The organism is Mesorhizobium sp. LSHC412B00, assembly GCF_000503035.1.
Classification (GTDB): domain Bacteria; phylum Pseudomonadota; class Alphaproteobacteria; order Rhizobiales; family Rhizobiaceae; genus Mesorhizobium.
The window spans coordinates 85,682-108,430 of record NZ_AYWB01000012.1; the positions used below are offsets into that span (position 1 = coordinate 85,682).

Genomic DNA, 22,749 nt, shown 5'->3' on the forward strand with positions numbered 1-22,749 from the left:
TCCTGAAACCACCGCCCGCCTTGGGCGGTCAGAAGGCGTATTTGACGACGATATAGAGCAAAATCAGGGCGGCGGCGCCGGCGCCGACGATCAATCCCAAACGCTTCTCGATGAATTCCTTGATCTCTTCGCCATAGCGGCGCAGCAGCCAGGCAAGAAGCAGGAAACGAGCGCCACGCGCCAGGATGGCGGAGACGATGAAGACGAAAAGATTGACGTGGAGGGCGCCTGCCAGAATGGTGACCACCTTGATCGGCGGCAGGTGGGCGGCACCCGATGTGACGAGCAGCACCAGCATCAGCCCGGTGCCGGCCGACTGCCACCTCTCGAACGCGTCAAGGCCGCCAAAGTGCTCCAGCATCGGCCGTGCTATCGTGTCGTAGGCATAGTAACCGATCAGCCAGCCGGCAATGCCGCCCAGCACCGACGCGACAGTAGCGGTCAGCGCGTAGCGATAGGCGCGTTCGGGCCGCGCCAAAGCCATGGGCAGGTACAAGACGTCGGCAGGTATGAAAAACACCGAGCTTTCGACGAAAGCGATGAAGGCCAGCCACCATTCGGCGGATTTGCGGGCCGCCAGCGACAAGGTCCAGTCGTAAAGTCCGCGAAGCATCGGCTCTCCTGGATGCAGGTTGCCACACGCAACGCGCTTTGATGCGCGTCTGTCTAGAAAGATTTTCCGCGCCGCACAATGGCAGGAGCTTCACGAAACAGAAAGGCGGGCTTTTGCCGCAAGCAGGGCACGGCGGCGCATTTGGCCAGTTGACGAACAGGCCTCCAACCGTATAGTCCGCGCCCATCCAGGCCTTTGGGCCTGAGCCCCTATGGCGGAATTGGTAGACGCGCTCGACTCAAAATCGAGTTCCGCAAGGAGTGCTGGTTCGATTCCGGCTAGGGGCACCATTTCCCACCCGAGACACCTTGAAACCCAAGGATTGCAAGGGCCTTCGCTTTCCCCGAGGTACACTTTTAGGTACACCAAGGGGTACAAATCGAATGAGACTGGTTTTGAAACACGTCCAGAAGCGTGGCGACATTTGGCGCTATAGGCGCAAGGTCCCCGGTCCGCTCCGGGAGATACTGGGCAAAGGCGAGCTGGTCGCACCGCTGGGCGGAAGCGAGCAGGAGGCCGTCAAGCGATATGGCCGGGTGCATGGGGCGGCCGAGCAGACTTTGGCCGACGCCAAGCTCCGGCTAGCCGAGGCACAGGGGCTAATTCCCCCGCGCACCGAAACGCCATTGGATCGCTTCGCCAAAACACGAGACGCCATCCGGGAGCTTGGCTTTGACCCGGAGGCGCCCTCCAGTGAGGCAGAATGGTTCCGACGCTCTGCCGTGGCCGAACGCTTGGTTGCCGGGAGGCCGAGAGATCCGGAGACCGGCTATCCCGTCGAAGTTGCACCGGGCGAGACCGCACTTATCTCGGCCCTACATTCGGGGCTCGGAAAGGCGCCGCTTCCGACACTAGAGGACGCCAAGAGGCTCTACCTCACCGACCGAGCCAAACGCTCCGGGGCTAGCGAATTGGCGCGGAAGAAGGACGAGCAGAGGGCGGAGCGTGTCGTGGGCCACATCATCGAAGCTCTCGGGAAGAACCCTGTGCTTACAGAGTTGCGCCGGTCAGACGCCCGCGCTGTCCACGACCATATGCTCCGCGTCATCAACAGCCCGTCAACTGTCGACAGGTACTTGAACGACACTAGGGCGATCATCAATCACGCTCTGAAGGAAATGGACCTCGGCCACATCGCAAACCCCTTCACGGGCCTAGAGGTGCGAAGCGGGGACGAGGGCGAGACGGCGAAGGACAAGCGGCGTTCGCTCACGAAGGCCGAGCTTGCGGCCATTCGTTCGCGGATTGATACACTGTCCCGCGCCGACGACCTCAAGCACCTTTGGCGCATCCTTGAAGGGACTGGGTGCCGGCTCGCAGAGGTGACCGGTGCCAGGACCGTGGACGTCACAGTGGATGAGGAGCTACCCCATATCAGTGTCCAGTGGCACGAGGGCCGGCGCCTCAAGACGCACTCGTCGCGCCGCAAGGTGCCTTTGGTGGGGGAGGCTCTGGAGGCGGCAAAGGCCGCGCTAGAGGCGGCAGGAGAGGGTGCCTTGCTATTCCCTCGCTACGGCGGGGATAGTGGCCCCACGAGCGCGTCGGCGGCCCTCATGAAGCACGTTCGGGCCATCGTGAAAGACCGCAAGGCCACGGTCCACTCCCTTCGGCACAATATGAAGGACCGCCTCCGGGTGGGTGGAGTTGCGAAGGTCACCCAAGACATGATCCTCGGGCATGCAAGCGGGGGCGTGGGGGAGACCTACGGGAGCGATGAGGCGCGGCTTAAGGTGGCGATGGAGGCCATGATCAAGGCAGAGCGCCTATAAGTGTTGCGGATCGACCTTAACTCCCGGAGTGGAGCGAATCGCGTATAAGTGAACCCGAAGCTTCGGGCAGCCCCACTTAAGCAGAGCGAGATGGCACTTGTTTCTTATGTTCTAGGTGATTGCCCCGGCTGCGGCGCGAAGAACAGCTTCGGCAACGTGGATGTTTACGACCACTACGTCTACCTCGGATGTGGCGCTTGTCGTTACAACGAGCGCCTTCCCCTTCCTCCCGTCAAGAAGAAGGTGCTCTATCTTGACCAGTTCTTTTTCAGCCATGCCATCCGGGGGAAGGATGCGCCGTTTGTTGAGGCCGCCGAGCGCATTGCGGAGCTTGCGAAGTTACAGCTGCTCGTCGTTCCGTACTCCGATGTCCACGAAGACGAAACCCACCAATGGGCTGGCCACGAGCGCCTATTGGAGTTCATAAAGAACACCTCGCGGGGCTATGAGTTTGAGCCGACATACCAGGTTGTACAGACCCAGTTGAACCGCGCCTTTGACGCTTGGCGAGCGGACGGGCCGGACGCGTACGGTCCCCAGCGGCGAGAAGCCTTCCGCGAAGAAATTGATGTGTGGGACGGGTATTTTCGTATTGATGTGGGAGAGTACCACAAAGACATTGAGCTTGTCCGTAGGCTGAAAGCCGAAGCAATTGACGGCCTTGTTGACCTCTTTCCGGGCTGGCGCCGAAGCGTCACAACGTTTGTGCAGGACGTGCAACTTGAACGAGACGACGCCGCGCGGGGGTACATCGGAGCCTTCCATACGTACATGTTGCGGTTAGCGGAGGGGGACTACGGTGCCTTATGGAATTCGCCGATCGACGCCACGGTCGTCAGAAACTTGACCTATCGGTTTCCTCGCGACGCATTGCCGGAGGACCGGCTCAAGCGGGTGATAGAGTTTCTGACCTCCGAGCATTTCGCCAACACGCCATACCACGATATCCAAAGCAGGGTGTACGGCACCCTCAAGGCCATGGTGCGCGGCGGGGATTACCCGAACCGTGACAAGAGCATCGCTCGCCTTTCGGGGTTCTATTTCGACGTAAAGCACATATCGACGTACGCGCCATACTGTGACGCTTTCCTGATGGACAACGCGATGGCCGAAATCGTCAACCGAGGCGGCGTTGATTTGGCTGGCCGCTATGGAGTGCAGGTGTTCAGTCGCAATAACTGGGACGCGTTCCTCGGATGGCTTGAGGGCCTAAAGGACGGCCTCACAACCGAACACCGCGAGGGCCTGAAAGCGGCGTATCCTCGGCTAAAGGTTTAGCCGAACCTCGCCCTATGCGACGCGTACTGCATGTAGCACGTCCACCGCCTTGCCGAGCGAGTCCGGATGGCTTGTCCACAAAAGGGAACCGTGGACAATACTCCTTTCACGCCGCGCTGTTGACGGCCGTCCGGGAAGTTACCGGGAAAGAAGTGGCGTTCATCCGGTGGAACGGGACCGGGCCAGTCAGTTAGCACCAGAAGCGCCGCACTGACCTGTAAAAAGCTGTGATATCCGAAGGTCCTTTGCTGTCGGCACTTGATGCTGGCACGTATCGCGGTGTTACATTCGCGGCGAGACGAACAAGGGGTGGGACATGCAAGTATTTTTTGTAATAGCCTATTTTATCATAGGGTTCGTACAGCTTTTCGCCATTGCGGACGGCGCAGGACATGCCTTTCGAGTAGGAGGATTCGCGAGTTTCATCATCGCGGCGTTTCTTACCTACATACCAATTGTCGGTGCCGGGTTCGGTGTTTACGGAGCCGTTACGGCATGGGGGTGGCCCATCTGGCAGGCTCTTATTTTGTTCTTTTGGTATGTGATAGCCGCCGTCGTTGTTTCCATTGTCCAAGGTGTGGCTGGCCGCTGATGGGATTGGCGCCGCATGATGGATGGTTTTCTGCCTCAATAAGGCGAAATAGGCAGAGCTTCGTGCTGGCAAACCTGCTGCTCGTCGGCGTCCTCGTGTGCGTCGTCTTGGTTCTGTGGGTTTTCGCGCCCTCGAAGCGAAACGGCTATCTGATCTTACTCGTTTTTCTCGTGCCGTTTGTGCTCTGCCAATACTTCCTTACAGGCCAGCGCCTGCGAGACATGGGGCTTACAGGGTGGCTGGCTCTTTTGTGGCTTCCTGTTGGGATCGCCGACAACTACGTCGGGGGCGCTGCGACATTGGCGTTCATTCTCGTGCTGTGTGTCGTGCCTGGAACTGTTGGACCGAATCGTTACGGACCGGACCCACTAGCGGTGCTCTAGGGACCGACCGACATTCACTCACAGGAGCCGAGGGTGATCCGAAGATGACCAAGCATCAAGCCGCGCTGATCCCTGCTGTCGCCCTCGTTCTGGCGCTGGCCCCATGGCCCTACGCTTACTATCAATTGCTTCGAGTTGTCGTCACGGTGTGGGCTGTGGCCATCGCGTGGGATCAATATCAACTCGCCAAGCGGTGGACACCGTGGGTGATTTCTTTCGCGGCTGTAGCGGCGCTGTTCAATCCGATCGCTCCCATATACCTCGTCCGCGAGGTTTGGGCCGTCTTTGACCTGGTTGGCGCTGCTGTGTTCGCGACCTTTGGGTTGACGGGTTGGTCGCGCAAAGACACCTCAAAAGGCCAATAGCGGTTAGTGAGGGTCGCCTGAAAATGGCGGAAAAATCCGAGGGCTTGAACTCGACAATTGCGGAACCGCGATACCCCCCACGGGGCCGCCTTCAACCTCGCGGCCGCTGTCGCGTCTCGGCCCCCGCTTTGGGCACATTGTACGTGACTTGAGGCAAAGCTAACCTGTCTTCGGCAGTCATCGAGTTCGCCTCTGCGAAGAGACGGGGAAGCAGCACTAATACCTCCTCTTCGACATGCTTTGCAGTGTGATCGACTAGGTTATAAAGCAGCTGCAAGTGCGCATGATCAGTCAGGCCCGGCATAATCATGAGGGACAAGATGTCTTGCACTTCCCCAAGTGAGCCGAGCACGAGGCTCGGTGCCGTAAACGACATTTCACTCTCATTGTGCACCAGATGTTTATCGCGGATCGCCCTCCAGTAATTGAAGCCGTCGAGGGCGTCCGGCATTCCCTTGAACACCCGCTCCGCTTTTAAGGGGCCAACAACTCTGTTTTCGCCAAAGCAGGAAAAGAATTTCACGGCGATCCCGACAAGCATCGCCTCTCGCACCATCTGCTGCTCGGCTGGGACGCGGCCCAACTCGCGTAGAGCGTTCACGCAAAACATAAGGGCCGATTGGTGCAGTCGGAGCCGCTCAAGCCTCTTTGCCAGTTTCGATTTCAGGATGACCACGAAAGATGCGTCCGGATAGCCTTCCACATGGAGATGGCCATCAACTATCCGAACGCCGGTCGGTCCGGAGTAAGGTCTCTTTTGTTGGTCATTCACGACGCGCTCCTGAAGTCTGCTCGCCCACCCTTAACGGGACAGCCCGCTAGGGTATAGCCCAACGTACATGGGAGGTCGTGTCTGAAAGAGTGTCCGCTAGGGTTGACTTCGATCAACGGACAGTCTAGTCAGCGGACACCACGCTAACGGACAACGAGGAAGCCCCATGTCCAAGACCATTCTCTACGCCCGCGTCTCAACCGTTGACCAGACGCTCGAACACCAGCGGACCCATGCGGAGGCCGCCGGGTTCACGATAGACGACGTAGTGGCCGACCACGGGGTGTCCGGAGTGAGCACCACGCTTGCCGAGCGCCCCGAGGGCCGCAGGCTTCGGGATATGCTGCGCCGGGGAGACACGCTTGTTGTGCGTTGGGTTGACCGGCTGGGCCGCAACTATCAGGACGTTTGCGACACAATCCGCGAGCTGATGCGCAAGGGCGTGGTCGTCCGGACCGTCATCAACAACATGACCTTCGACGGGGCCACGAAAGACCCCATGCAGCAGGCCGTGAGGGACGCGCTCATCGCCTTCATGGCCGCGACGGCCCAAGCACAGGCCGAGGCCACGAAAGAGGCCCAGCGGGCAGGAATAGAGGCCGCTCGGGGGCAGGAGGACCGCTATAGGGGTCGGAAGCCCAGCTATGACCGAGCCGCGCTCCGTGCCGTTGCTGACATGCTGGCGCAGGGGCAGGGAACGTCCGCCGCCGCCAAGGCATCAGGGCTCACGCGTCAGACAGTGCTGCGGATCAAGGAAGACCCTGCGGCCGCCGAGAAGGCACTTGCGGCTTGGGGTATGTGAGGGGGCGCCGAGATGGTCTACACATTGGCAATGACCTTCCTCGTCCTCTATGGCGTGTGCGGAGCAGTGGCGTTCATCAGGAAGGTTACCGGACGATAAGGGGTCTTCGCATGAGACTGCTGCCGCCCGCTCAACGCGAGACGGGCGTGGATACACACTTCGTACACCGAGGGGCCGCTATGCCCGCCTCTTGGACAGACCGATGATCCGCAGGGCCTCTTGAACATCTTCCGGGTTTGCGACCTGAAAACGCGTGTAGCCGGGCCGGTCAATCTTCAGTTCGAGTTTGGAAGGGCCGAAGCGTTCGGGCAGCCCCCTTACAGTAATCGAGAGACCCTGCACGCGGGGCTGCACAATCACATACCAGAAATTGTCCGGCACGTTGCTGAAGTTCAACCTCTTCCCCCTCTTCAGATCACCAGAGGAGGCTGCCCGCACGCCACGCAACACTTGCTCGGCGGTCTTCATAGGAGCGCCGGTGAGCACGGTCCTAGCCACCCGGAGGAATTCCTTATCTCCCGGGCCAAAGGAGATGCTCTCCTGTGATCCGGCATCGGTACCTCCCGTCGAGTTTTGCGCGACGATCAGCAGGCGATCAGATGTGCCCAAGTTCAGCACGGTCGTCCTGGACGCGTCAAAGCGGACGCTTTTGGCGCTGCCATCGAACACGGGCTCTTCGACGCCCAGAATGCTTATCGTCCCCTTTGACGCTTTTGGCTCGCCAAGCATCTGTAGCGTGTGAGGGGGAGTGCTCCCGGACCAAATGCCGTCAGCAAGCGGTTTGGCGTTCTCTATCAGCATGAAAATCGACACTGTCATCTCCTTTAAGATGCGCTGGCTAGCGCAAAACCAGATCAACATGAGAGCATATAGACCCGGTGCCGCCTTCTGCCAAGGGGCAAAGGGCGGCCGTCGGCAACTTTCTTGGGCACACTTCGGGCACAAGAGCCCGCCAACGCCTTGTGCTGCAAGGCTCCGCACCAGATTAGGTTTCTGATGTTACCTATCTTCTTGAAATAACTGCGTTATTGTCGTTGACGCCGCCTCCGAAGTGCACCATATTGGGTCCACGCATACCCGAGCGGTGGGCTAGTCCTGACCGCTGAACCCTGAAGTCCAACCTGCTCAAACCGGCCCCCGGCCCAAGAGCCCCAATCCAAAACCAGTTTGGCTGTACTGCGAACAGCCCGGTCGATTGCAGCCATGCCTGAAGTGCGCTTAGGGGCCGCAGCGGGACCGTACGGGGCAAGACGATGATCCCCGGCCGAACCATAGTCATGGAAGCGGACTTCGCATTCGGGACCGGCACTCTGCCGGACATGCGAGCACCGCATTTGCCGCCAATCCGGATTAGCCTCCGGAGCGGGAGCGGAACCAAGGGGGGAAACCCACAAGGTGGAACCGTGAACCGGGCAGGTCAGGACGACACCCGGCGGCGACCAGACACCATCAAATCATGGTCGGGGAAACTCGGCCTTTTTTTCAATTCATCCGTCCCTCTGTGCTTAGGGGCGGATACAAACATTAGGAGAAATGAATGAGAACATGTCGCGCTGCACATTGCGGCGCACCTACATCCTCCCGCTTCAGCCCGCACTGTCGGCGCCACAAGAGCCGACTACGGCGCCAGGGCGATGTCGAGCAGACTGCCATCAGGCGAAGCGAGCTTGCTCCCTACGTCGCCCGCGTCCAGGAGCGTATCGCCAAGAACGACCATAGCCCCCTTTGGGGCCACTTGGATGCCCGCTGGGCCGCCATGGCAAGCTCGGCGAGGGACACCGCCAGCAACCGGGTCCAAAGCCGCTACCAGCGACAAGCAGCGCATGAGGTCATCAACCTCGATGCGGAATGCTCCGCAAGGGACATAGCCGGCACTGCGATGGCGATGTTCATGTTGTGGAGCGAGAGGCCGGAGCGGTTTCTGTCCGATGCGGCCTTTCGACTGCAACTGGTCAAGCGGGTGCGGGCACTCTCCAGCAGACAGTCGGGGCTTCGCTACGACCACCGAACGGGCAAGCAGGAGCGTGTCTACCGGGAGCTTGCTCCCAAGGCAGGAATGATTGTCGCTAGTGACCTGACAGCCGCCTTTGGGGGTGCTGGACTACAACTCGCCGAACTCGAAAAACGTGATCAAGAAAGGAAGCAAGCGATGACTGACGAAATCAACCAAGCCCTTCGGGAGTTGGTGTGACAGCCATTGAACGGAGGAGGGACAGCTAGGCGGTGGAGTACTTTGACGAGGTACTCGACCGAAAGACCGGAGAGCTTGTCCGGTTCAGCAAGGGTGAATGGATCACCATAACCGAGATGGGTACGAGTTTCAGAGCAGGCCCGAGAAAAGCGAGGACCATTCTCCGAGAGATGGGCGTTCTACAGATTGAAGACCGTGGTGGTCATAGTAGACAGCGCCTTGCACGATGGGTCGTCCAACGCGGGTGGGGGAAGCGCCTCCAGCCTAAAGGGAGCTACCCGTTCGATGTGGTCGGTCCTGAAGCCCAACAGTGGATTGCTGAACGCTGGGTCGAGACTGCGGACAAGCTTCACGCCAACACCTCGAAGGGGGAGAGCGGTTCGGCCGCTTCTGCCCTTCAGCGGTTCAAAGCGGGCCGGTTACACCCCATGAGAACCCAGCAGGAAATCTGTTGGTTGATTGACCACTTTCCGTCTCTGTCACAGTCGGAAATCGCCTCTATTGTTGAAGTCAGTCAGCAGCTTGTCAGCAAGTTTGCCGGCATACGGCAGGCCCAGCGTGACAAGTGGTTAGAGTGGCAGCGGAGTGCTGCCTAGATCAGTACCACCGAGTTGGTAGGCGTGACGTACATAGACATATTACCCAAGCCCACAACACCTTCAAAACTTATCCCACGAGGAGCAAGCGTATGAGCACTTTCACCGAGGGGCCTTCGGGCCTCCGGCTCGTCGTCCATTGCGACGGCGCATGTATTGGCAACCCCGGCCCCGGTGGCTGGGCTGCAACCATCAAAGTCATGGACGGCGATCAGGAGATCAGCCGGACGCAAGTCGTCGGCTCGGAACCGGCGCAGACAACCAACGTCCGGATGGAAATGAGCGGAGCCATCGGAGCCCTCCGCGCCCTTCCGGAAAACGACGGCACTCCGGTCGCGGTCTTCTGCGACAATAATCTGGTCAGTAAGGGAATGAACGAGTGGCTCTCCGGTTGGATTAACCGGGGGTGGCGGACCGGTGACAAGAGGCCGGTGGCAAACAGGGACCTTTGGCAAGAGCTTCTCACACTGTCCGCAGGCCGGGACATCTCCTGGCACTGGGTCAAGGGCCACGCCGGGGACCCTCACAACGAGGAAGTCGATGCGCTTGCAAACGCGGCCGCAAGGCAAGCGCTGCAACTAGCCCAAGGCGGTTAATGGCCGCCTAGTATCGGCCCGGTGCAGCGATGTGCCGGGGCGCTACTCATGCATCCATCTCCAGCGGCTCGTGCCCCGGCTGCTCATGCCAGATGACCTGCCGGAGGTCGCGCTCATCGACCCACTGGCCGCACCTCTCACACCGATGAAGATGGTCCCGCTCTTTCACAGGCTCGCCACCATGTCGTTTGCCCACAATCGGCGGTCCGAGGTCTGATAGCTTCGTCAAAGGCCGGCCATCGCCTTCGCTTCGCGCTCAATGGTGGCACGGTCACTGCCATGCTTCCTGATTAGCTCTCGGGCTTCCGGCATGGTGAGCTGGAATTTCCGGGCCAAGTAGGCGACCTCATATTGTTCATCACTCCTGTCGAGGTCGTGAAAAACGCGTTTGCTCTCGTCGTCGGGCATCGATCAATCCTCCTGCGCAGGAACCTCCACCGCGCACGAATGTTCCCGTCTGCTATTTTAGTAAGATCTAACGGAACGCTTACAGGTTCCCGATATTGTGTGAAATCGGAGTAGCGGGGTTCGCATGCGTAAGCCTGACAGCGGGGTCCAGTTGCGCTTCATCCGCCCTATGGAGCCCGAGCTGGTCGAACAGCCGCCCAAAGGTGGCGAATGGGGCCATGAGGTCAAGTTCGACGGCTACCGGACCCAAATCATCAAGGACGCTGACGGCATTCGCTTCTACACCAAAAACGGCTTCGACTGGACAGACAAGTACCGGCCACTTGCCGAAGAGGCGAAGACGATTGCGGCGGAGAGTTTCATTATCGAAGGAGAGACTATCGTCACGAACGAGGCGGGACTTTCGGACTTCCATGCGCTTCGCTCGGCCATCACGAGACGGCCCCAAGACCTTTATTTAGTGGCTTTCGACCTCCTGCACCTTGATGGCCGCGATCTGCGCGACATGCCGCTGAAGGACAGGCGAGAAATCCTACAGGCGCTCATCCCAGCCGGCGGGCATATTCAGTTCAGCGAGGCGCTTCCGGGCACCGGAGATGCCGTCTACCTCCTTGCCTGCGAGGCCAACCTGGAGGGCATCGTCTCGAAGCGCCTCGACAGCCCCTACCGCAGCGGCGCAACGATGAACTGGCGCAAGATCAAGTGCTACGTCGAGAAGGAAATGGACATCATCGGCGTGAAGCGAGAGACCGGAAAGCCGGCCGTGGTGCTCATGGCAGACAAGGGCCACTACATGGGAGGCGCCTTCGTCACCTTCAAGGCGGATAAGAGGCAGGCCCTGTGGGACCGCGTTCAAGGTAGGGTCGGCGCTCCGCCGCCCAAAGGGCTTGCCAGAGAGAAGGCCGAGTGGCTGAAGCCGGGATTGGTAGGGCGGGTCAAGTTCCTCAAGGGTGAGGAGAAGCTTCGCCATGCGTCGCTGAAGGACTTCTGGGAAGAGTGACCTCGTGGTGAGCGGGTCAGAGGATGGGCTGTCCCGCTTGGCGTGGACGGGACTACCCCCTGACCGCAACCTTCTTTACTGTTACAGTTTCAGTTCGGTGCGACGAGGTATCCTACTTGCATGCCGCCAGAGCTAAATGAGCAAGCGCAGCAAATCATTCCGCTACTCGGCATCCTCTTGATTGGTGCCTTCGCGGGCATGGCGTTGGAGCGTTTCCTGTCGCGGAAGCGGAGGCAGGAATGGAAGCGGAGGAACCGCTGGCGCGGGGTAAGCGGGCGCCACGACGGCGACATTCTGGGCGGCCTGTGGCCTGTCCCGAAACCTGTAGCGCCACTACTGAAACCAACTGATCCCGCAGACCAGTTGCGGATTGTTATGGGGGCGAGCTTCACAATCCAACCGCTCTTGAACAGGAGCGAGGTGCGCCTCTTCAAACAGCTTGATCGCATGGTGATCGGCTGCAATCCGGGATGGCAGGTGATGGCCCAAGTGTCGTTGGGCGAAATTCTGCGCTGCGCAGACGCAGACGCCTATAGCTGCATCAACTCGAAGCGCGTGGACCTCCTGCTTGTGGATGAGAATTGCAGCCCTCGACATGCGCTCGAATATCAAGGCCATGCGCACCACCAAGGGAAGGCAGCGGCACGGGATGCCGTCAAAAAGGAAGCGTTGAGGCGGGCCGGTATCGGGTATCACGAGATTATTGGCGGGCACACGACGCCATCTGACCTAAGACGGCTGGTCGAAAAACTCGTTGAGCGCTCTGCGCCGCCTGACGGTGCGCCTACAGCGGAACCCGATCTGTGATGCGTTTCGGCAGTTTACAGGGAGAAATGCCAACCAGTGGAGTATGCCATCTTTCGCTGCGCTGATCGGGGCGACAATACGGATCGGCCTATACCTATCGTCGGAGCTACCACCGCTCTGATAAACCGGCACCTTTCAGAAAACGCGCTTCTCGAAGAAGCGACGCCCAATTGTACACACCCAATACGACAATAAGCTCGCGGGCCTGTGCATCGGTGATGCCGGCCTCTTGCACCAAGCGCTGCACAATCAAGTCAGATGCGGTCGGCGCCGGGCCGTGCTCATCGTGCATCTCGCTTCCCCATCGAAACACAACCGAATTTTAGGGCGCGGGCTGCGCAGGGAAAGCCCTCTGGTCCGAAAACGTACATAGAACCTGACGGCCGGCCATATTTTGGTGATTAGGAAATCCTCCGCCAGGCGTGCTACATGAGGCATGGAATTCCATCTACCCGAAGCCTTCAACCACGTCGTGCTATCGCGGGTCCTACGCGCCAGCCTTGCGCACCAGCGGGCGCAAATGCTTGCCTCGCTTGCCGAGCTAGCCCGAGTTCGGACCGAAATCAGAGAGGCCGCAGCCATCCGCGCTCATCTGCGAGCGTGTGCTACCCAGCCGTGGGGGGAGTGGTGGCAAACGGCCTCTTTCTTCGCCGCCAGTGACCCCCTGCGCTAATTGAGCGTCACGTCCGGCGACCTTCAGGCGGGCGGGGCCGCGTTGCCTTCGCCAACAGGAAGATAGGCAATCCCAAGACGGACGATCTGATCTTCGACGGCATCCGCTCTCAAACGCTTCCCCGAGTGGGCACGAGTGCGGCCGTGAGGGGCCTCGGAAAATAAAGTCGCTCAAGGTGTAAATAACTTTGGCTCTGCAACGTATTAGAGCGGGTAACGTCCAAAAACAGAGGAGAGCGGTTGTGACAAATGCCTGGGAGAACGTGAGGTCCTCGGACTACTATCGCAGTGTCATGCAAAACATGGGGCGGCCGAGTGGCGGCAATCGGGTGAGGTATGGAAAGCGAGGGGAGGGCGTATTGCCCAACTACCAAGTTGAAGCTGTGGATGGCGTCGTCGTCTGTTTCTCCGCAAAGAGCCATCGCCAAAGTAGGACCTATTCCAAGTTCCAAGACCAGAACCTCTCAAGGCCTTACAGCTTCGCTGAAGTTCAGGAGATGCTTGAGAGGAGCTTGAGTTCGTCGCCCCCTTCATAGGGCTGAAGCGACCGCCAGTCCGTTGACAGAGGTACACCGACGGGCTATCGAAAGGTACACCGAGGGATCGGTGCCTCGGGAGCAGGTCTCGCGCAAGCGCTTGTATTTCAAAGATAAAGCTCGGGTAGGAACGCTAGTTAGAAATCCCTCGCCGTCCCGGCTAGGGGCACCATTTTTGATCTCACGCCAGTTCGCTTCGCTCATGGGCTCCGATGGGGCGGCCTGACCGGCCGACGGGCGGTCGCCCTTGCGAACCCTCCGGGTTCGAACAGTGCCTCGAACACAGAGCCAACCGCGGCTGCTGAGGATGACAGCGATAGCGCCAATCAGCGGCGGCCGGTAGCCCCGCTCTACGTGCTCTCAGGCCGCCGCACGGTGTTCTTCACGGGCAGCTTCCCACACTTCGCGGGCCGCGTCGGCGTTCATGACCGCGATCCCCAATCCCACCGCCAAATCGGGCCACGCGGAATGCCAGAGCAAGGCCGTGACCAACCCTGCGGCAATAATGGCGATGTTGGCCAAGGCGTCGTTGCGGGCCGACAGGAAGGCCGCCTTTGTGAGGCTGCCGCCACGATGCCGGTGCGCGGCCAGCATGTAGGCGCAGGACAGGTTGACGGCGAGAGCGCCAAGTCCCGCCAAGGTCAAGGCGATGGGCTGCGGCGGCACCGGCACGTTGAACTTCTCCCAAGCCGTCCAGAGCGTTGCCAGACCCGGCATGAGAAGGATGAGCGCCAATGCCATCCCCACCCGCGCACGGGAGCGCACAGACCACCCAAGTGCGAGCAGGATAAGGAGGTTCACGGAAGCATCTTCAAGAAAGTCGATGCTGTCGGCGAACAGGGACACTGATCCAATGGCGAGCGCCACAGCGAACTCGATCCCGAAATAGGCAAGATTGAGAAGCGCGACGATGAGGACGATGCGGCGAAGGTTCATCTTCTGGCAGTATCCGAAACCAGTGTGTGGAGCTACAGCTTCGCGGTTTCCAAGGAAAGCCCCTGCTCGTTCCGGGTCCCGGCCGATGGGCGGTTGCCCTTGCGACCTTTTGCGTGCGAGCCGCGCCTCGAACACGGACTTAGCGCATATTCCCCGTATGCCCTTGCGAATACCGCCCCGGCTGTGGCCACACCGTCAGGCCGTGCGGCTCTGAGCCAACCCGAAACTTGGTCACCGCGCCTGATGTCGTGTCGATCATGTAGGCGGCACTGTCGAAGCGGCCGGACAGCCATAGTTGTTTGCCGTCGGCGCTGACGTTGCCCATGTCGGGGCTGCCGCCGCCGGGGATCGGCCATTGCGTGACGACCGCGCGGGTAGCGAAGTCGATCACGCTCACGCTGCCTGGGCCCTTTGCCTTGCCCTGCTCCATCTTGTGCGAGCCGCGGTTCGAGACGTAAAGCCGCTTGCCGTCGCGGCTGACGACGAAGCCATGGGCGCCGATGCCGGTCGGAATGAAGCCGATCTCCTTGAAACTGTCGCCATCGACGAGGAACACGCCGTCATTCATCATGTCGGCGACGTAGAAGACCTTGCCGTCGGGCGAGAGGCGGATGTCTTGCGGCATGCCCATTTTCGAAAAGTCGAGATGGCCAAGCACCTTCTGGTTCTTCAGGTCGATCTTGGCCAGTCCGCCATTGCCGTATTCGCAGGTGAAAATCGCGTAGGCGCCGTCGGCCGAGAAATCGGCGTGGTTGATGCCGGGGCAAGTGGGTGTGGGCAGGCTCGACTTCAGCGCCATGGTGTCGGGATCGCGGAAATCGAGCCGCTCCAGGGCTTCGTCGACGACGATGGCCGCGCCCGGCATGAAATACAAATTGTAGGGATCGTCCACGGCGATCTGCGGGCCGGGCTTGCCGGTCATCGGGTCGATCGGCGTCAGGCTGCCGTTCTTGCCGGTGCCATTGTTGGCGACCCAGAGCGTCTTCAGGTCCCAGGACGGCACGACGTGCTGCGGTTTGCTGCCGACCGGGAACCTGTCGACTTCCTTGAGTGTCATGGTGTCGATCACCGTGACGCTGTTGGAGGAGCGGTTCGGCACATAGACGCGCGGCAGTGCACCCAGCGTGGCCGGGCTGAGATGGCCGGCGGCGGTGTGGCTGTAGATGTTGATGGACGGCGCGGGCTCGCTGCAATCCTCGGGACAGCTATCGGCCCAGGCGCGGACAGGCAGCAGTGCAAGCAGCGAAAAGGCCGCACGGGGACCGGCGTGACGCAAAAAGGTTCTGATCATCAGGATGGCTTGTCGTGAAGGCCGGCCGAAATTGCCGCCGGAGCCATAGCTGGTGTCTTGCCGTTGATCCAGTGGCTATCGCCGTCCCAGCAAACTCTTCACGCGATTGCGCAGCAGGCGGGCCATGTTGCGGGTCTCGCGGTAGAGATGCAACTGCGAGGCTGCCTGGCGGGCGAGGCGGTCGGCATCCGGAGTCAGCCCGATCACCAGCGAGCCCATCGGCTTGCGCTCGCTCCACAGCCGGCTCATCACCGGATGGTCGGGCACGGCGCAGGAATCGGTCATCATGATGTTGGGGTCGTCGAGATGCTGCCTGGTCACCTCGATCATCAACAGCGTGCCCGGCGAATAGGTCGCCAGCGTCTCGTCATAGGCGGTCTTCCAGGTGTAGGCGACGCCGGCCTCGACGAAGACGACCAGGCAGGCGATCGTGCGGCCGTCCAGCGTCAGCGAATGGATGCGGCACATGTCGTGCTCGGCCAGCCGGTGCACGGCTTCGCGGGCAAAGGCGGCGCGGTAGCGGTCGATGGCCATGGCGGTGCGCTCGCGGCCCTTCCAGCCGGCCGCCTCCAGCGTCAGGAAACTTTCGATGGCGTGGCGGATTTCGTCCGGTCCCCGCGCCACGATATGTCCCAGCCTGCCGAGATCCCCCAGGCGCCGTTTCAGGCGGCGGAATTCGCGGTAGTGGTGCGCGCGCAGCGATGCTTTCAAATAGGCCTCGCCGTCGAGGGTGCTTTCGAGCACCGGCCGGTCCGCCTTGCCGGTGGTGACCATTGTCAGGCCGCGCGTCTCGGCAACGGTGGCCAGCACGCTGGCCAACGGGCCGTCGAGGCGCATGTCGGGCAGCACGAAGACCTTCGGCAGCTTCAGATGCGGCCGCGACAGCATGCCGAAGAAATCCTCGACGACGCCGATCGGGTCGTCATGGTCGACCAGCGGCGTGCCGATCGGGCCGAACGGGCTCGACCAGGTGCGCATCACCGGAACGCCGAGCGGCACGGCCGGCCGTTCGACCGAGAACGGCACCAGCAGGCGCAGCCGGTTGCGGTATTCGTCGCCGTCGCGGATCACCGCCAGCTTGACCTCGCGATCTTCCAGCCTGGGCATGGCCGGCGCCAGAAAGCGCGGGTTGAAGAAAACGTTGGGCTCGATCGTGCGGGTGCACAGATAGTCGAGTTCCTCGACCAGTTCGAAGCCGGCCGAAGCCGGATAGATCGCCAGCTTGCGCAGCGGCCGGTTGTTGGCGAGGATCTCAAGGTGCGCCGGATCGGCGTCGCGCGCCAGGCCGGCAAGGCCGGACACCATGGCGCCGGCCGGACCGCCGCTGGTTTCCTCGATCAGCGGGATGGCGGCCATCAGGCGGCTTCCTCGGCAGCGGGCACGAAGATCAGCATGACGATGCCGAGCTTGCGCCAGACGGTGAAGGACAGGGCGCTGGCCTCGAAGACCATGGCGAGGCTGGTGGCGATCGCCGCCCCCCACAGGCCAAAGAGCGGGATCAGCACCACGTTGAGGCCGATGTTGAAGGCCAGCGTCATGGCATAGACGGCGGCGCAGATGTTCTGGTTGCCGCTCATCGTCAACAGGCTTTCGCAAGGGCCGACGGCGGCGCGCGCCACGACGCCGAACACCAGCAGGAACAGCAGCGGATAGCCGTCGGTGAATTCGGGCCCGAACAGCACCAGCATCGGTTCGCCGAGCGCCAGCACCAGCAGCGCCATCAGCAGCGACGGCCAGAACGTCCACGACACGGTCTCGCGGGCGAAGGCGGCGAGCTTTTCCGGTTCGCCATGGGTGAACTGCGCATAACGCTGGGCGACGCCGGCCTTGACGGAGAAATAAACGAAATGCACCAGCGCCAGCGTTTTGACGGTGGCGAAATAGACGGCGACGTCATTGGGCTGGAGATAGGCGCCGACCATCAGCACGTCGGCGTTGGTGAGCAGGAAGAAGAAGCTTTCGACCAGGAAGATCGGCAGCGAGACGATGAACCACTCGGCGAAATGCACCTTCATCGGCCCGGACGGGATATTCCTGCCCATGCGCGTGGTCACGCCGATGAGCTGGCCGAGCGTGGTGGCGTAGGTGGCGGCGATCGAGGCGAAGATCGCTGTCCTGGCGTCGGGCGCATAGCCCAGCGCCAGCATCAGCGCCATCAGCGCCAGGATCAGCACCGGCCGCACCAGATAGGTCGGCGACAACGCAAACAACGCCCAGGAATTGGCGCGTGACTGGCCTTGCAGCAGATCGCCCATGGCGATCATCGGCAGGCAGAACAGGCCGAGGATGAAGGGCATTACATAGTAGCTCTCGATCCAGTTCGCGCACAGCCAGACGCCCAGTGCGCCAAGCCCGGCGATCGCGGTCGAGGCAATCAGCACGAACAGGCGGCTGGCGACCACGATGCCGCGCAGTTCGGCGAGCATGTTGCGTTCGCGGTATTCGGGGATGAAGCGGATCACCGAAGTGTGGAAGCCGAGGCAGGCGAGGTTGCCGACGATGACCATCGTCACCCAGACGAGGACGAAGATTCCGTATTCGAACGAGCCCATCCAGCGCGCCATCAGCACCTGGCTGATGAAGGCGATGACGGCGCTGACGATGCGGATGGCAAAGGCGATCAGCGACATGCGCCCGGCTTCGCCGCGCTCGTCGGCGGTGAACAGCACCGCATCGATCCGGCCAAGCAGCGGCCCCATGCGCAACGCCAAGCGCTGCGGCAAGAACCGCCCGGCCGTCGTCGCCGCGGAAAAGCGCACCCCGATGTCTCTCCGTTTTCCGCCTGTTTCCAAGCTTTCGATGTATCCGAAACACCTTAAGAAAGGGTGGGCAGGTGCGGGTGCGCCGAGGGGCCAAGGACGGCCGCGTGTGCAAGGTGCGTCATCGTATGCCGGGGCATAATAAAAGGCGAGCGAACGCCGGGGAAGACTGGGGAGCCGGTCGGCGTTTCGCTCGCCCCTCCCCCGCCAAGGGGGATGGCCAGGCACCGGATGTCCGGTGCCCGAGGTGTCACATGTGAGGCGTTACATCCCCTTCATGGCGTCGCACGACACGTTCGGGTTCATGTCGGCAAAGGCGCCCGTCGGGTTCTGTTTCCATGCCCAGACGTGCAGTTCGTAGAACGGGCCGAGGCCGTAGCGATTGGGGGCGCTGTTGAAGTTGAACAGCTGGCCTTCGAGCGAGGCCGGGCCCTTCGAGGTGATGTATTCGACCGCTATCAGCTTCAGGCTGCCGTCGGCCGTCGGCTCGTACATCACCGCTTCGGGCTTGGCGACATCGACGGCATCGTCCTTGAGATAGGCGCCGTTGACATAGTGGATGCCCATGGCGCCGCCGGTGATGCCGCTGGCGCAAGGGATGGGGGCATAGCCTTCGGCAGTGGCGGCTGCCACATTTTCGAAGCGGCTGTTGGCGGCGCGCACCTTTTCGGCCAGCGGATTGGCGTCGTGCGCCTGGGCGGCCGCACCCGCCGCGATCGAGATGGCGGCGAAAGCCGCGAAGCGTGTCGTCCAAAGAGTTATGGTCATGGTCTTCCGTCCGTTTGTTGACGCTTAAGGCGACGGCGGCCGATCAGGCTGCCCGAAACGCTGCGGCGTTGGTTTAGGATTTGGTTTGTCCGTCCCGGTTCATGCGATGCGGCTTCCGTTGCCGGGCTTTGGCCGCAACCCTTAAAAACCGTGCAAAATCAACGATCCCAAAAGTAATATTGCCAATATTCCTGCGGGACGTCCCGCTCCGAGAGCCCGATGTCGCGCCTCAGATAGTCGCCTTCCGGGGGCAAGCGCCGCCTTTCAGACAGATACGCAGGCAGCTTCGACGCGAACCGCCATAGACGGCCGAGCACGGAGATTGGCCGGCCGGTTTTTCCCAGGACAGGCCCGATTCCACCGAGCGGCAGGCCATCAGGCAGTTCGCCACGGCCGCGAAGGACAGTTTGATGCTCATCGTCGTGGCGACCGAACGCAGGATCAGAGGTAAAAGTAAGGGTCAAGAACCCGCACCTCCGTGATCTTGTCGACCGGCAGCGAGTTTTTCTCAGCGGTGCTGCGGATCGCTTCGGGCGTCGGCGCGTCGTAGATGCAGAAGCTGTGCTTCTTGTCGGGCGTGACGAAGGACTGGATCCAGGTGACGCCCTTTTCGGCATTGCGCATGACGACGCCGCCGACCGCAGTGGCGCCGATGTCGGTCATCGGAATGTTGAGGCCGTCCGGAAATGTGCGTTCAATCAGATAGCGAGGCATGGAAGACTTCCTTTTCCATTGGTTCACGCTCGATCGGAGCGCGGCTGGACGTTGACCACGCCGGCCCGGCCCGCGCATCGGAACGATTCCCCATATTGGACGGGACGATTCCCTATATTGGCGTCGTTCTTTGTGGAAAGAGGCACGGCAATGTGTGCAAAGTCACATTGCGTCGCTTTCTTCACGGGCTAATCGTGAGCGGCCCGCCATGGTGGGAAAACTCCGATCCTGTGAGACGATGACAATGATGCTTCTGGAACGGCAGACGCAGCTGCAGCAGCTCGAGACACTGCTTGGCGATGCAATAGGCGGCCATGGCCGAGTCGCGGTGCTGGCGGGGGAGGCCGGCGCCGGCAAGACGGCGATTGTCGAGGCGTTCGCGGCCCGTGTCGGGCAGAGCGCGGCAATGTTGCGCAGCGCTTGCGAGGATCTGTCGATCCCCGATCCGCTGGGGCCGCTTTACGATCTGGCCCGTGAGGCGCAATGGGCGCTGCCGCGCGCAATCGACGCCCGGCATGGGCAGAGACTGCCGCTGTTTTCCGATGCGCTCGACGCCTTTGCGGCCAAGGGACCGAGCCTGCTGGTGATCGAAGACCTGCACTGGGCCGATGATGCCACGCTCGATTTCGTGCGCTTCCTCGGCCGGCGTATCGTCAACACCCACATCCTGCTGTTGCTGACGGCCCGCACCGACCGCAGCGAAGGACAGATGCGGGTGCGCCGCGCCCTGGGCGAAATCCCGGCCGGCAGCGTGGCGCGCATCGACGTGCCGCTGCTCAGCGAGGCGGCCGTGCTGTCGCTCGCCGATGCGGCCGGCCGCGATGGCGACGCCATCTACCGGGCGACCGCAGGCAATGCCTTCTTCGTCACCGAATTGTTGTGCGCCGAAAACGAAATGGCGCTGCCGGCAAGCGTGCGCGACGCGGTGCTGGCGCGGGCCGAGCGGCTGTCGGTTGGCGCCCGGGCCATGCTCGACGCGGTGTCGGTGTTTCCGCGCCGCGCCGACGCCTGGGCCTTGCAAGGCCTGTGCGGCGTCGCCAGCGCCGGCCAGTTGGCCGAGTGTGTCGCCAACGGCCTGCTTGACGATCTGGGCGACGGCTACGCCTTCCGCCACGACATCGCGCGACGCGCCATCGAAATGATGCTGACGACGTCGCACAGGCGGCAGTTCAACCAGCGTGCGCTGGCGGCACTGCTCGAAAATGGCGACGTCTCCACAGGCCGCCTGGTGCATCATGCGGTCGAGGCGCACAATCTGGCGGCGGTGCGCGAACTTGCGCCAATCGCCGCGCGCGAGGCGTCGCGCGTCGGCGCCCATCGCGATGCCGCCGGCTATTACGAGATCGCCTTGCAGCAGGCCGACAGCCTGCCGGTGATCGAGCGCGCCGCGCTCTACGAAAGTCATGCCTTCGAGTGCCATCTCATCGGCAAGATCGATGATGCGCTTGCAGCGCAGGGACAGGCGCGCCGGTTGCATCAGGCAGACGGCAACAGGCTGAAGGAGGGCGACAGCCTGAGATGGCTCTCCCGGCTGAGCGAAATGGGCGATGACCGCGAGGCGGCGGCCGCCTTCGGCGCCGAGGCTGTGGCGATGCTGGAAGCGGCTCCCGCCGGTCCCGAACTCGCCATGGCCTATTCGAACCTCTCACATCTGGCGATGCTGTCGGAGAGGGTGGAAGACACGCTGTTCTATGGCGAGAAGGCAGCGGCGCTGGCTGCGCGCATGAACCGTCCCGACATCGCCTCGCATGCCCTCAACAATGTCGGCTGCGTCGAGCAGTGGCTCAATCCGGATGCGGGACGCCTGCGCCTCGACCAAAGCCTTGAAATTGCGCTCCAGGGCAATTTCCAGGAGCATGCCGCGCGCGCCTTCACCAACCGCGCCTGTTTCGAGATCACCCAGATGAGCTACGACGCGGCACGTCCGGTGCTCGAGAGCGGCATCCACTATTGCACCGAGAACGACCTCGGCACCTGGCGCGACTATCTCAGGGGCATGCTGGCCGATGTGCAGCTGCGTCAGGGCCAATGGGATGAGGCCGCCGCGACGGCAAGCGATGTCATCGACAATGAGCGGACAACCACCGTGGGCCGGTTTCCGGCGCTGCTGGCACTGGCGAAACTGCGCCTGAGGCGCGGCGATCCCTCGGCCGAGCCGCTGTTCGCCGAAATGGCGCGTCTGGTCGGAAGCGGCGGCGACCTGCAGATGCTGAGCTCTTACGCGGCGCTGATGGCGGAGCAGGCATGGCTGGGCCTGGCCGACAGGCAAGAGGCGCTGGCGCTGATCACCCGCGCCGAAACGCCGGTGCGCTCGCGTGCCCATGTCGGTGAGCTGGCTCTGTGGCGAACATTGCTCTCTCCCGATATGCCGGCCGGCGACACCGCCGAGATGGCGACACCATACCGGCTGCTCCTGACCGGCGACTGGCGTTCGGCTTCGGCACTCTGGTCCGAATTGAATGCGCCATACGAGCGCGGACTGGCGCTCATCCTCGGCGATGACGAGGGGCAGCGTCTGGCATTGGATATTTTCGACGGCCTGGGGGCAAGGCCGGCGGCCCAGCGCCTGCGCGATATCATGCGCAGGAACGGCGTTGGCGGCATCGCCCGCGGCCCGCGCCGCTCGACGCGCGCCAACCTCGCCGGCCTCACCTTGCGCCAGATGCAGGTGCTGCAGCTGATCGAACGCGGCCTGTCCAACAAGCGGATCGCCGAGCAATTGACGATTTCGCCAAAGACGGTCGATCACCATGTCTCGGCGGTGCTGGGCAAGCTGGACGCGGTCTCGCGCGGCGAAGCGACGGCGGCGGCGCGCGATTCGGGGTTGTTGTGAGGTTTTGACGAGGGTTGGACCGAGAGGTCGCGATCCTTCGCACCCCCCTCTGTCCTGCCGGACATCTC

Annotated in this window: 23 protein-coding genes and 1 tRNA gene; 12 read left to right on the forward strand and 12 right to left on the reverse strand. The window is 61.8% G+C overall.

The window, feature by feature from the left end; translation table 11 throughout:
* Positions 1-28: 28 nt before the first annotated feature.
* The gene (locus X757_RS144060; RefSeq protein WP_023673756.1) at positions 29-613 is read right to left on the reverse strand and encodes a YqaA family protein; all 585 of its coding nucleotides are present in this window, start codon (positions 611-613) and stop codon (positions 29-31) included.
* A 205-nt stretch (positions 614-818) separates the two neighbouring features.
* Here X757_RS144060 and X757_RS144055 point away from each other — a divergent pair.
* The 6 genes from X757_RS144055 (at position 819) to X757_RS144035 (ending at position 5,000) form a co-directional block, all read left to right on the forward strand.
* A tRNA-Leu gene (locus X757_RS144055) sits at positions 819-903 on the forward strand.
* A gap of 93 nt (positions 904-996) precedes the next feature.
* Positions 997-2,382, forward strand: a complete 1,386-nt coding sequence (locus X757_RS144050; RefSeq protein ID WP_031251420.1) for a tyrosine-type recombinase/integrase — start codon at positions 997-999, stop codon at positions 2,380-2,382.
* 90 nt (positions 2,383-2,472) lie between these two features.
* Positions 2,473-3,660: a hypothetical protein gene (locus tag X757_RS144045; protein ID WP_023726985.1), complete on the forward strand. Its 1,188-nt coding sequence runs from the start codon at positions 2,473-2,475 to the stop codon at positions 3,658-3,660.
* A 316-nt stretch (positions 3,661-3,976) separates the two neighbouring features.
* A complete protein-coding gene (locus X757_RS1000000168090; RefSeq protein WP_023726986.1) occupies positions 3,977-4,252 on the forward strand; it encodes a hypothetical protein in 276 nt (91 codons plus the stop codon).
* Positions 4,252-4,635, forward strand: coding sequence for a DUF805 domain-containing protein (locus tag X757_RS1000000166855; protein ID WP_031251422.1), 384 nt, complete (start codon positions 4,252-4,254; stop codon positions 4,633-4,635). Before X757_RS1000000168090 ends, X757_RS1000000166855 begins: the two co-directional genes overlap by 1 nt.
* A 44-nt stretch (positions 4,636-4,679) precedes the next feature.
* The gene (locus X757_RS144035) at positions 4,680-5,000 is read left to right on the forward strand and encodes a DUF6804 family protein (protein ID WP_023726988.1); all 321 of its coding nucleotides are present in this window, start codon (positions 4,680-4,682) and stop codon (positions 4,998-5,000) included.
* Between the two features lie 91 nt (positions 5,001-5,091).
* Here the strand turns inward: X757_RS144035 and X757_RS144030 are convergent, their stop codons facing one another.
* Positions 5,092-5,772 carry a hypothetical protein gene (locus X757_RS144030; protein WP_156933459.1) on the reverse strand — a complete coding sequence of 227 codons (681 nt, stop codon included), beginning with the start codon at positions 5,770-5,772 and terminating at the stop codon, positions 5,092-5,094.
* Between the two features lie 166 nt (positions 5,773-5,938).
* Here X757_RS144030 and X757_RS144025 point away from each other — a divergent pair, with 166 nt between their 5' ends.
* Positions 5,939-6,574 carry a recombinase family protein gene (locus tag X757_RS144025; protein ID WP_023726990.1) on the forward strand — a complete coding sequence of 212 codons (636 nt, stop codon included), beginning with the start codon at positions 5,939-5,941 and terminating at the stop codon, positions 6,572-6,574.
* A gap of 177 nt (positions 6,575-6,751) precedes the next feature.
* On the opposite strand, the gene X757_RS144020 is transcribed toward X757_RS144025, so the two are convergent.
* Complete coding sequence (locus X757_RS144020) at positions 6,752-7,387, reverse strand: hypothetical protein (protein WP_156933460.1); 636 nt, start codon at positions 7,385-7,387, stop codon at positions 6,752-6,754.
* Between the two features lie 922 nt (positions 7,388-8,309).
* Here X757_RS144020 and X757_RS144015 point away from each other — a divergent pair.
* Both X757_RS144015 and X757_RS144005 read left to right on the forward strand, forming a co-directional pair.
* Positions 8,310-8,765, forward strand: coding sequence for a hypothetical protein (locus tag X757_RS144015; RefSeq protein ID WP_198024417.1), 456 nt, complete (start codon positions 8,310-8,312; stop codon positions 8,763-8,765).
* A 688-nt stretch (positions 8,766-9,453) separates the two neighbouring features.
* A complete protein-coding gene (locus tag X757_RS144005) occupies positions 9,454-9,957 on the forward strand; it encodes a ribonuclease H (RefSeq protein WP_023726994.1) in 504 nt (167 codons plus the stop codon).
* Between the two features lie 225 nt (positions 9,958-10,182).
* Here the strand turns inward: X757_RS144005 and X757_RS143995 are convergent, their stop codons facing one another.
* Positions 10,183-10,365 carry a DUF3606 domain-containing protein gene (locus X757_RS143995; protein ID WP_023726996.1) on the reverse strand — a complete coding sequence of 61 codons (183 nt, stop codon included), beginning with the start codon at positions 10,363-10,365 and terminating at the stop codon, positions 10,183-10,185.
* Positions 10,366-10,489: 124 nt separating this feature from the next.
* Between X757_RS143995 and X757_RS143990 the strand changes: the two genes are divergently transcribed.
* Both X757_RS143990 and X757_RS143985 read left to right on the forward strand, forming a co-directional pair.
* Positions 10,490-11,365: an RNA ligase family protein gene (locus tag X757_RS143990; RefSeq protein WP_023726997.1), complete on the forward strand. Its 876-nt coding sequence runs from the start codon at positions 10,490-10,492 to the stop codon at positions 11,363-11,365.
* 120 nt (positions 11,366-11,485) lie between these two features.
* On the forward strand, positions 11,486-12,172 hold the full coding sequence (locus tag X757_RS143985) for a DUF2726 domain-containing protein (RefSeq protein ID WP_023726998.1): 687 nt from the start codon (positions 11,486-11,488) through the stop codon (positions 12,170-12,172).
* 106 nt (positions 12,173-12,278) lie between these two features.
* Here the strand turns inward: X757_RS143985 and X757_RS143980 are convergent, their stop codons facing one another.
* From X757_RS143980 to X757_RS143945, 8 genes are all read right to left on the reverse strand, one after another.
* Positions 12,279-12,464, reverse strand: coding sequence for a hypothetical protein (locus tag X757_RS143980; RefSeq protein WP_023726999.1), 186 nt, complete (start codon positions 12,462-12,464; stop codon positions 12,279-12,281).
* Positions 12,465-13,740: 1,276 nt separating this feature from the next.
* Entirely contained in the window at positions 13,741-14,316 is a 576-nt protein-coding gene (locus X757_RS143970; RefSeq protein WP_023673757.1) for a cation transporter, read from the reverse strand.
* Positions 14,317-14,455: 139 nt separating this feature from the next.
* Positions 14,456-15,607 (reverse strand): YncE family protein, encoded by a 1,152-nt coding sequence (locus tag X757_RS143965; protein ID WP_023727002.1) that lies wholly within the window; start codon positions 15,605-15,607, stop codon positions 14,456-14,458.
* Positions 15,608-15,682: 75 nt separating this feature from the next.
* Positions 15,683-16,963 (reverse strand): GNAT family N-acetyltransferase, encoded by a 1,281-nt coding sequence (locus X757_RS143960; RefSeq protein ID WP_023727003.1) that lies wholly within the window; start codon positions 16,961-16,963, stop codon positions 15,683-15,685.
* Positions 16,963-18,366 (reverse strand): lipopolysaccharide biosynthesis protein, encoded by a 1,404-nt coding sequence (locus X757_RS143955; protein ID WP_023727004.1) that lies wholly within the window; start codon positions 18,364-18,366, stop codon positions 16,963-16,965. The genes X757_RS143960 and X757_RS143955 overlap by 1 nt, the downstream gene beginning before the upstream one ends.
* Positions 18,367-18,630: 264 nt before the next feature.
* Positions 18,631-19,134 (reverse strand): hypothetical protein, encoded by a 504-nt coding sequence (locus X757_RS143950; protein ID WP_023694007.1) that lies wholly within the window; start codon positions 19,132-19,134, stop codon positions 18,631-18,633.
* 158 nt (positions 19,135-19,292) lie between these two features.
* Complete coding sequence (locus tag X757_RS1000000166865) at positions 19,293-19,598, reverse strand: hypothetical protein (RefSeq protein ID WP_084624964.1); 306 nt, start codon at positions 19,596-19,598, stop codon at positions 19,293-19,295.
* Positions 19,576-19,848, reverse strand: coding sequence for a DUF4242 domain-containing protein (locus tag X757_RS143945; RefSeq protein WP_023727005.1), 273 nt, complete (start codon positions 19,846-19,848; stop codon positions 19,576-19,578). The genes X757_RS1000000166865 and X757_RS143945 overlap by 23 nt, the downstream gene beginning before the upstream one ends.
* Before the next feature lie 244 nt (positions 19,849-20,092).
* Between X757_RS143945 and X757_RS143940 the strand changes: the two genes are divergently transcribed.
* Complete coding sequence (locus X757_RS143940) at positions 20,093-22,681, forward strand: AAA family ATPase (RefSeq protein ID WP_031251429.1); 2,589 nt, start codon at positions 20,093-20,095, stop codon at positions 22,679-22,681.
* The last annotated feature ends 68 nt before the right edge of the window (positions 22,682-22,749 follow it).

What these genes read in the sequence shown, in the direction of transcription:
- X757_RS143970 (WP_023673757.1), bottom strand. Translation starts at nt 14,316, where the DNA reads ATGAACCTTCGCCGCATCGTCCTCATCGTCGCGCTTCTCAATCTTGCC.
- X757_RS144005 (WP_023726994.1), top strand. Translation starts at nt 9,454, where the DNA reads ATGAGCACTTTCACCGAGGGGCCTTCGGGCCTCCGGCTCGTCGTCCAT.
- X757_RS143940 (WP_031251429.1), top strand. Translation starts at nt 20,093, where the DNA reads ATGATGCTTCTGGAACGGCAGACGCAGCTGCAGCAGCTCGAGACACTG.
- X757_RS143950 (WP_023694007.1), bottom strand. Translation starts at nt 19,134, where the DNA reads ATGACCATAACTCTTTGGACGACACGCTTCGCGGCTTTCGCCGCCATC.
- X757_RS143995 (WP_023726996.1), bottom strand. Translation starts at nt 10,365, where the DNA reads ATGCCCGACGACGAGAGCAAACGCGTTTTTCACGACCTCGACAGGAGT.
- X757_RS143990 (WP_023726997.1), top strand. Translation starts at nt 10,490, where the DNA reads ATGCGTAAGCCTGACAGCGGGGTCCAGTTGCGCTTCATCCGCCCTATG.
- X757_RS144025 (WP_023726990.1), top strand. Translation starts at nt 5,939, where the DNA reads ATGTCCAAGACCATTCTCTACGCCCGCGTCTCAACCGTTGACCAGACG.
- X757_RS144035 (WP_023726988.1), top strand. Translation starts at nt 4,680, where the DNA reads ATGACCAAGCATCAAGCCGCGCTGATCCCTGCTGTCGCCCTCGTTCTG.
- X757_RS143945 (WP_023727005.1), bottom strand. Translation starts at nt 19,848, where the DNA reads ATGCCTCGCTATCTGATTGAACGCACATTTCCGGACGGCCTCAACATT.
- X757_RS143960 (WP_023727003.1), bottom strand. Translation starts at nt 16,963, where the DNA reads ATGGCCGCCATCCCGCTGATCGAGGAAACCAGCGGCGGTCCGGCCGGC.
- X757_RS1000000168090 (WP_023726986.1), top strand. Translation starts at nt 3,977, where the DNA reads ATGCAAGTATTTTTTGTAATAGCCTATTTTATCATAGGGTTCGTACAG.
- X757_RS143965 (WP_023727002.1), bottom strand. Translation starts at nt 15,607, where the DNA reads ATGATCAGAACCTTTTTGCGTCACGCCGGTCCCCGTGCGGCCTTTTCG.
- X757_RS143985 (WP_023726998.1), top strand. Translation starts at nt 11,486, where the DNA reads ATGCCGCCAGAGCTAAATGAGCAAGCGCAGCAAATCATTCCGCTACTC.
- X757_RS143980 (WP_023726999.1), bottom strand. Translation starts at nt 12,464, where the DNA reads ATGCACGATGAGCACGGCCCGGCGCCGACCGCATCTGACTTGATTGTG.
- X757_RS1000000166855 (WP_031251422.1), top strand. Translation starts at nt 4,252, where the DNA reads ATGGGATTGGCGCCGCATGATGGATGGTTTTCTGCCTCAATAAGGCGA.
- X757_RS144045 (WP_023726985.1), top strand. Translation starts at nt 2,473, where the DNA reads ATGGCACTTGTTTCTTATGTTCTAGGTGATTGCCCCGGCTGCGGCGCG.
- X757_RS144050 (WP_031251420.1), top strand. Translation starts at nt 997, where the DNA reads ATGAGACTGGTTTTGAAACACGTCCAGAAGCGTGGCGACATTTGGCGC.
- X757_RS144060 (WP_023673756.1), bottom strand. Translation starts at nt 613, where the DNA reads ATGCTTCGCGGACTTTACGACTGGACCTTGTCGCTGGCGGCCCGCAAA.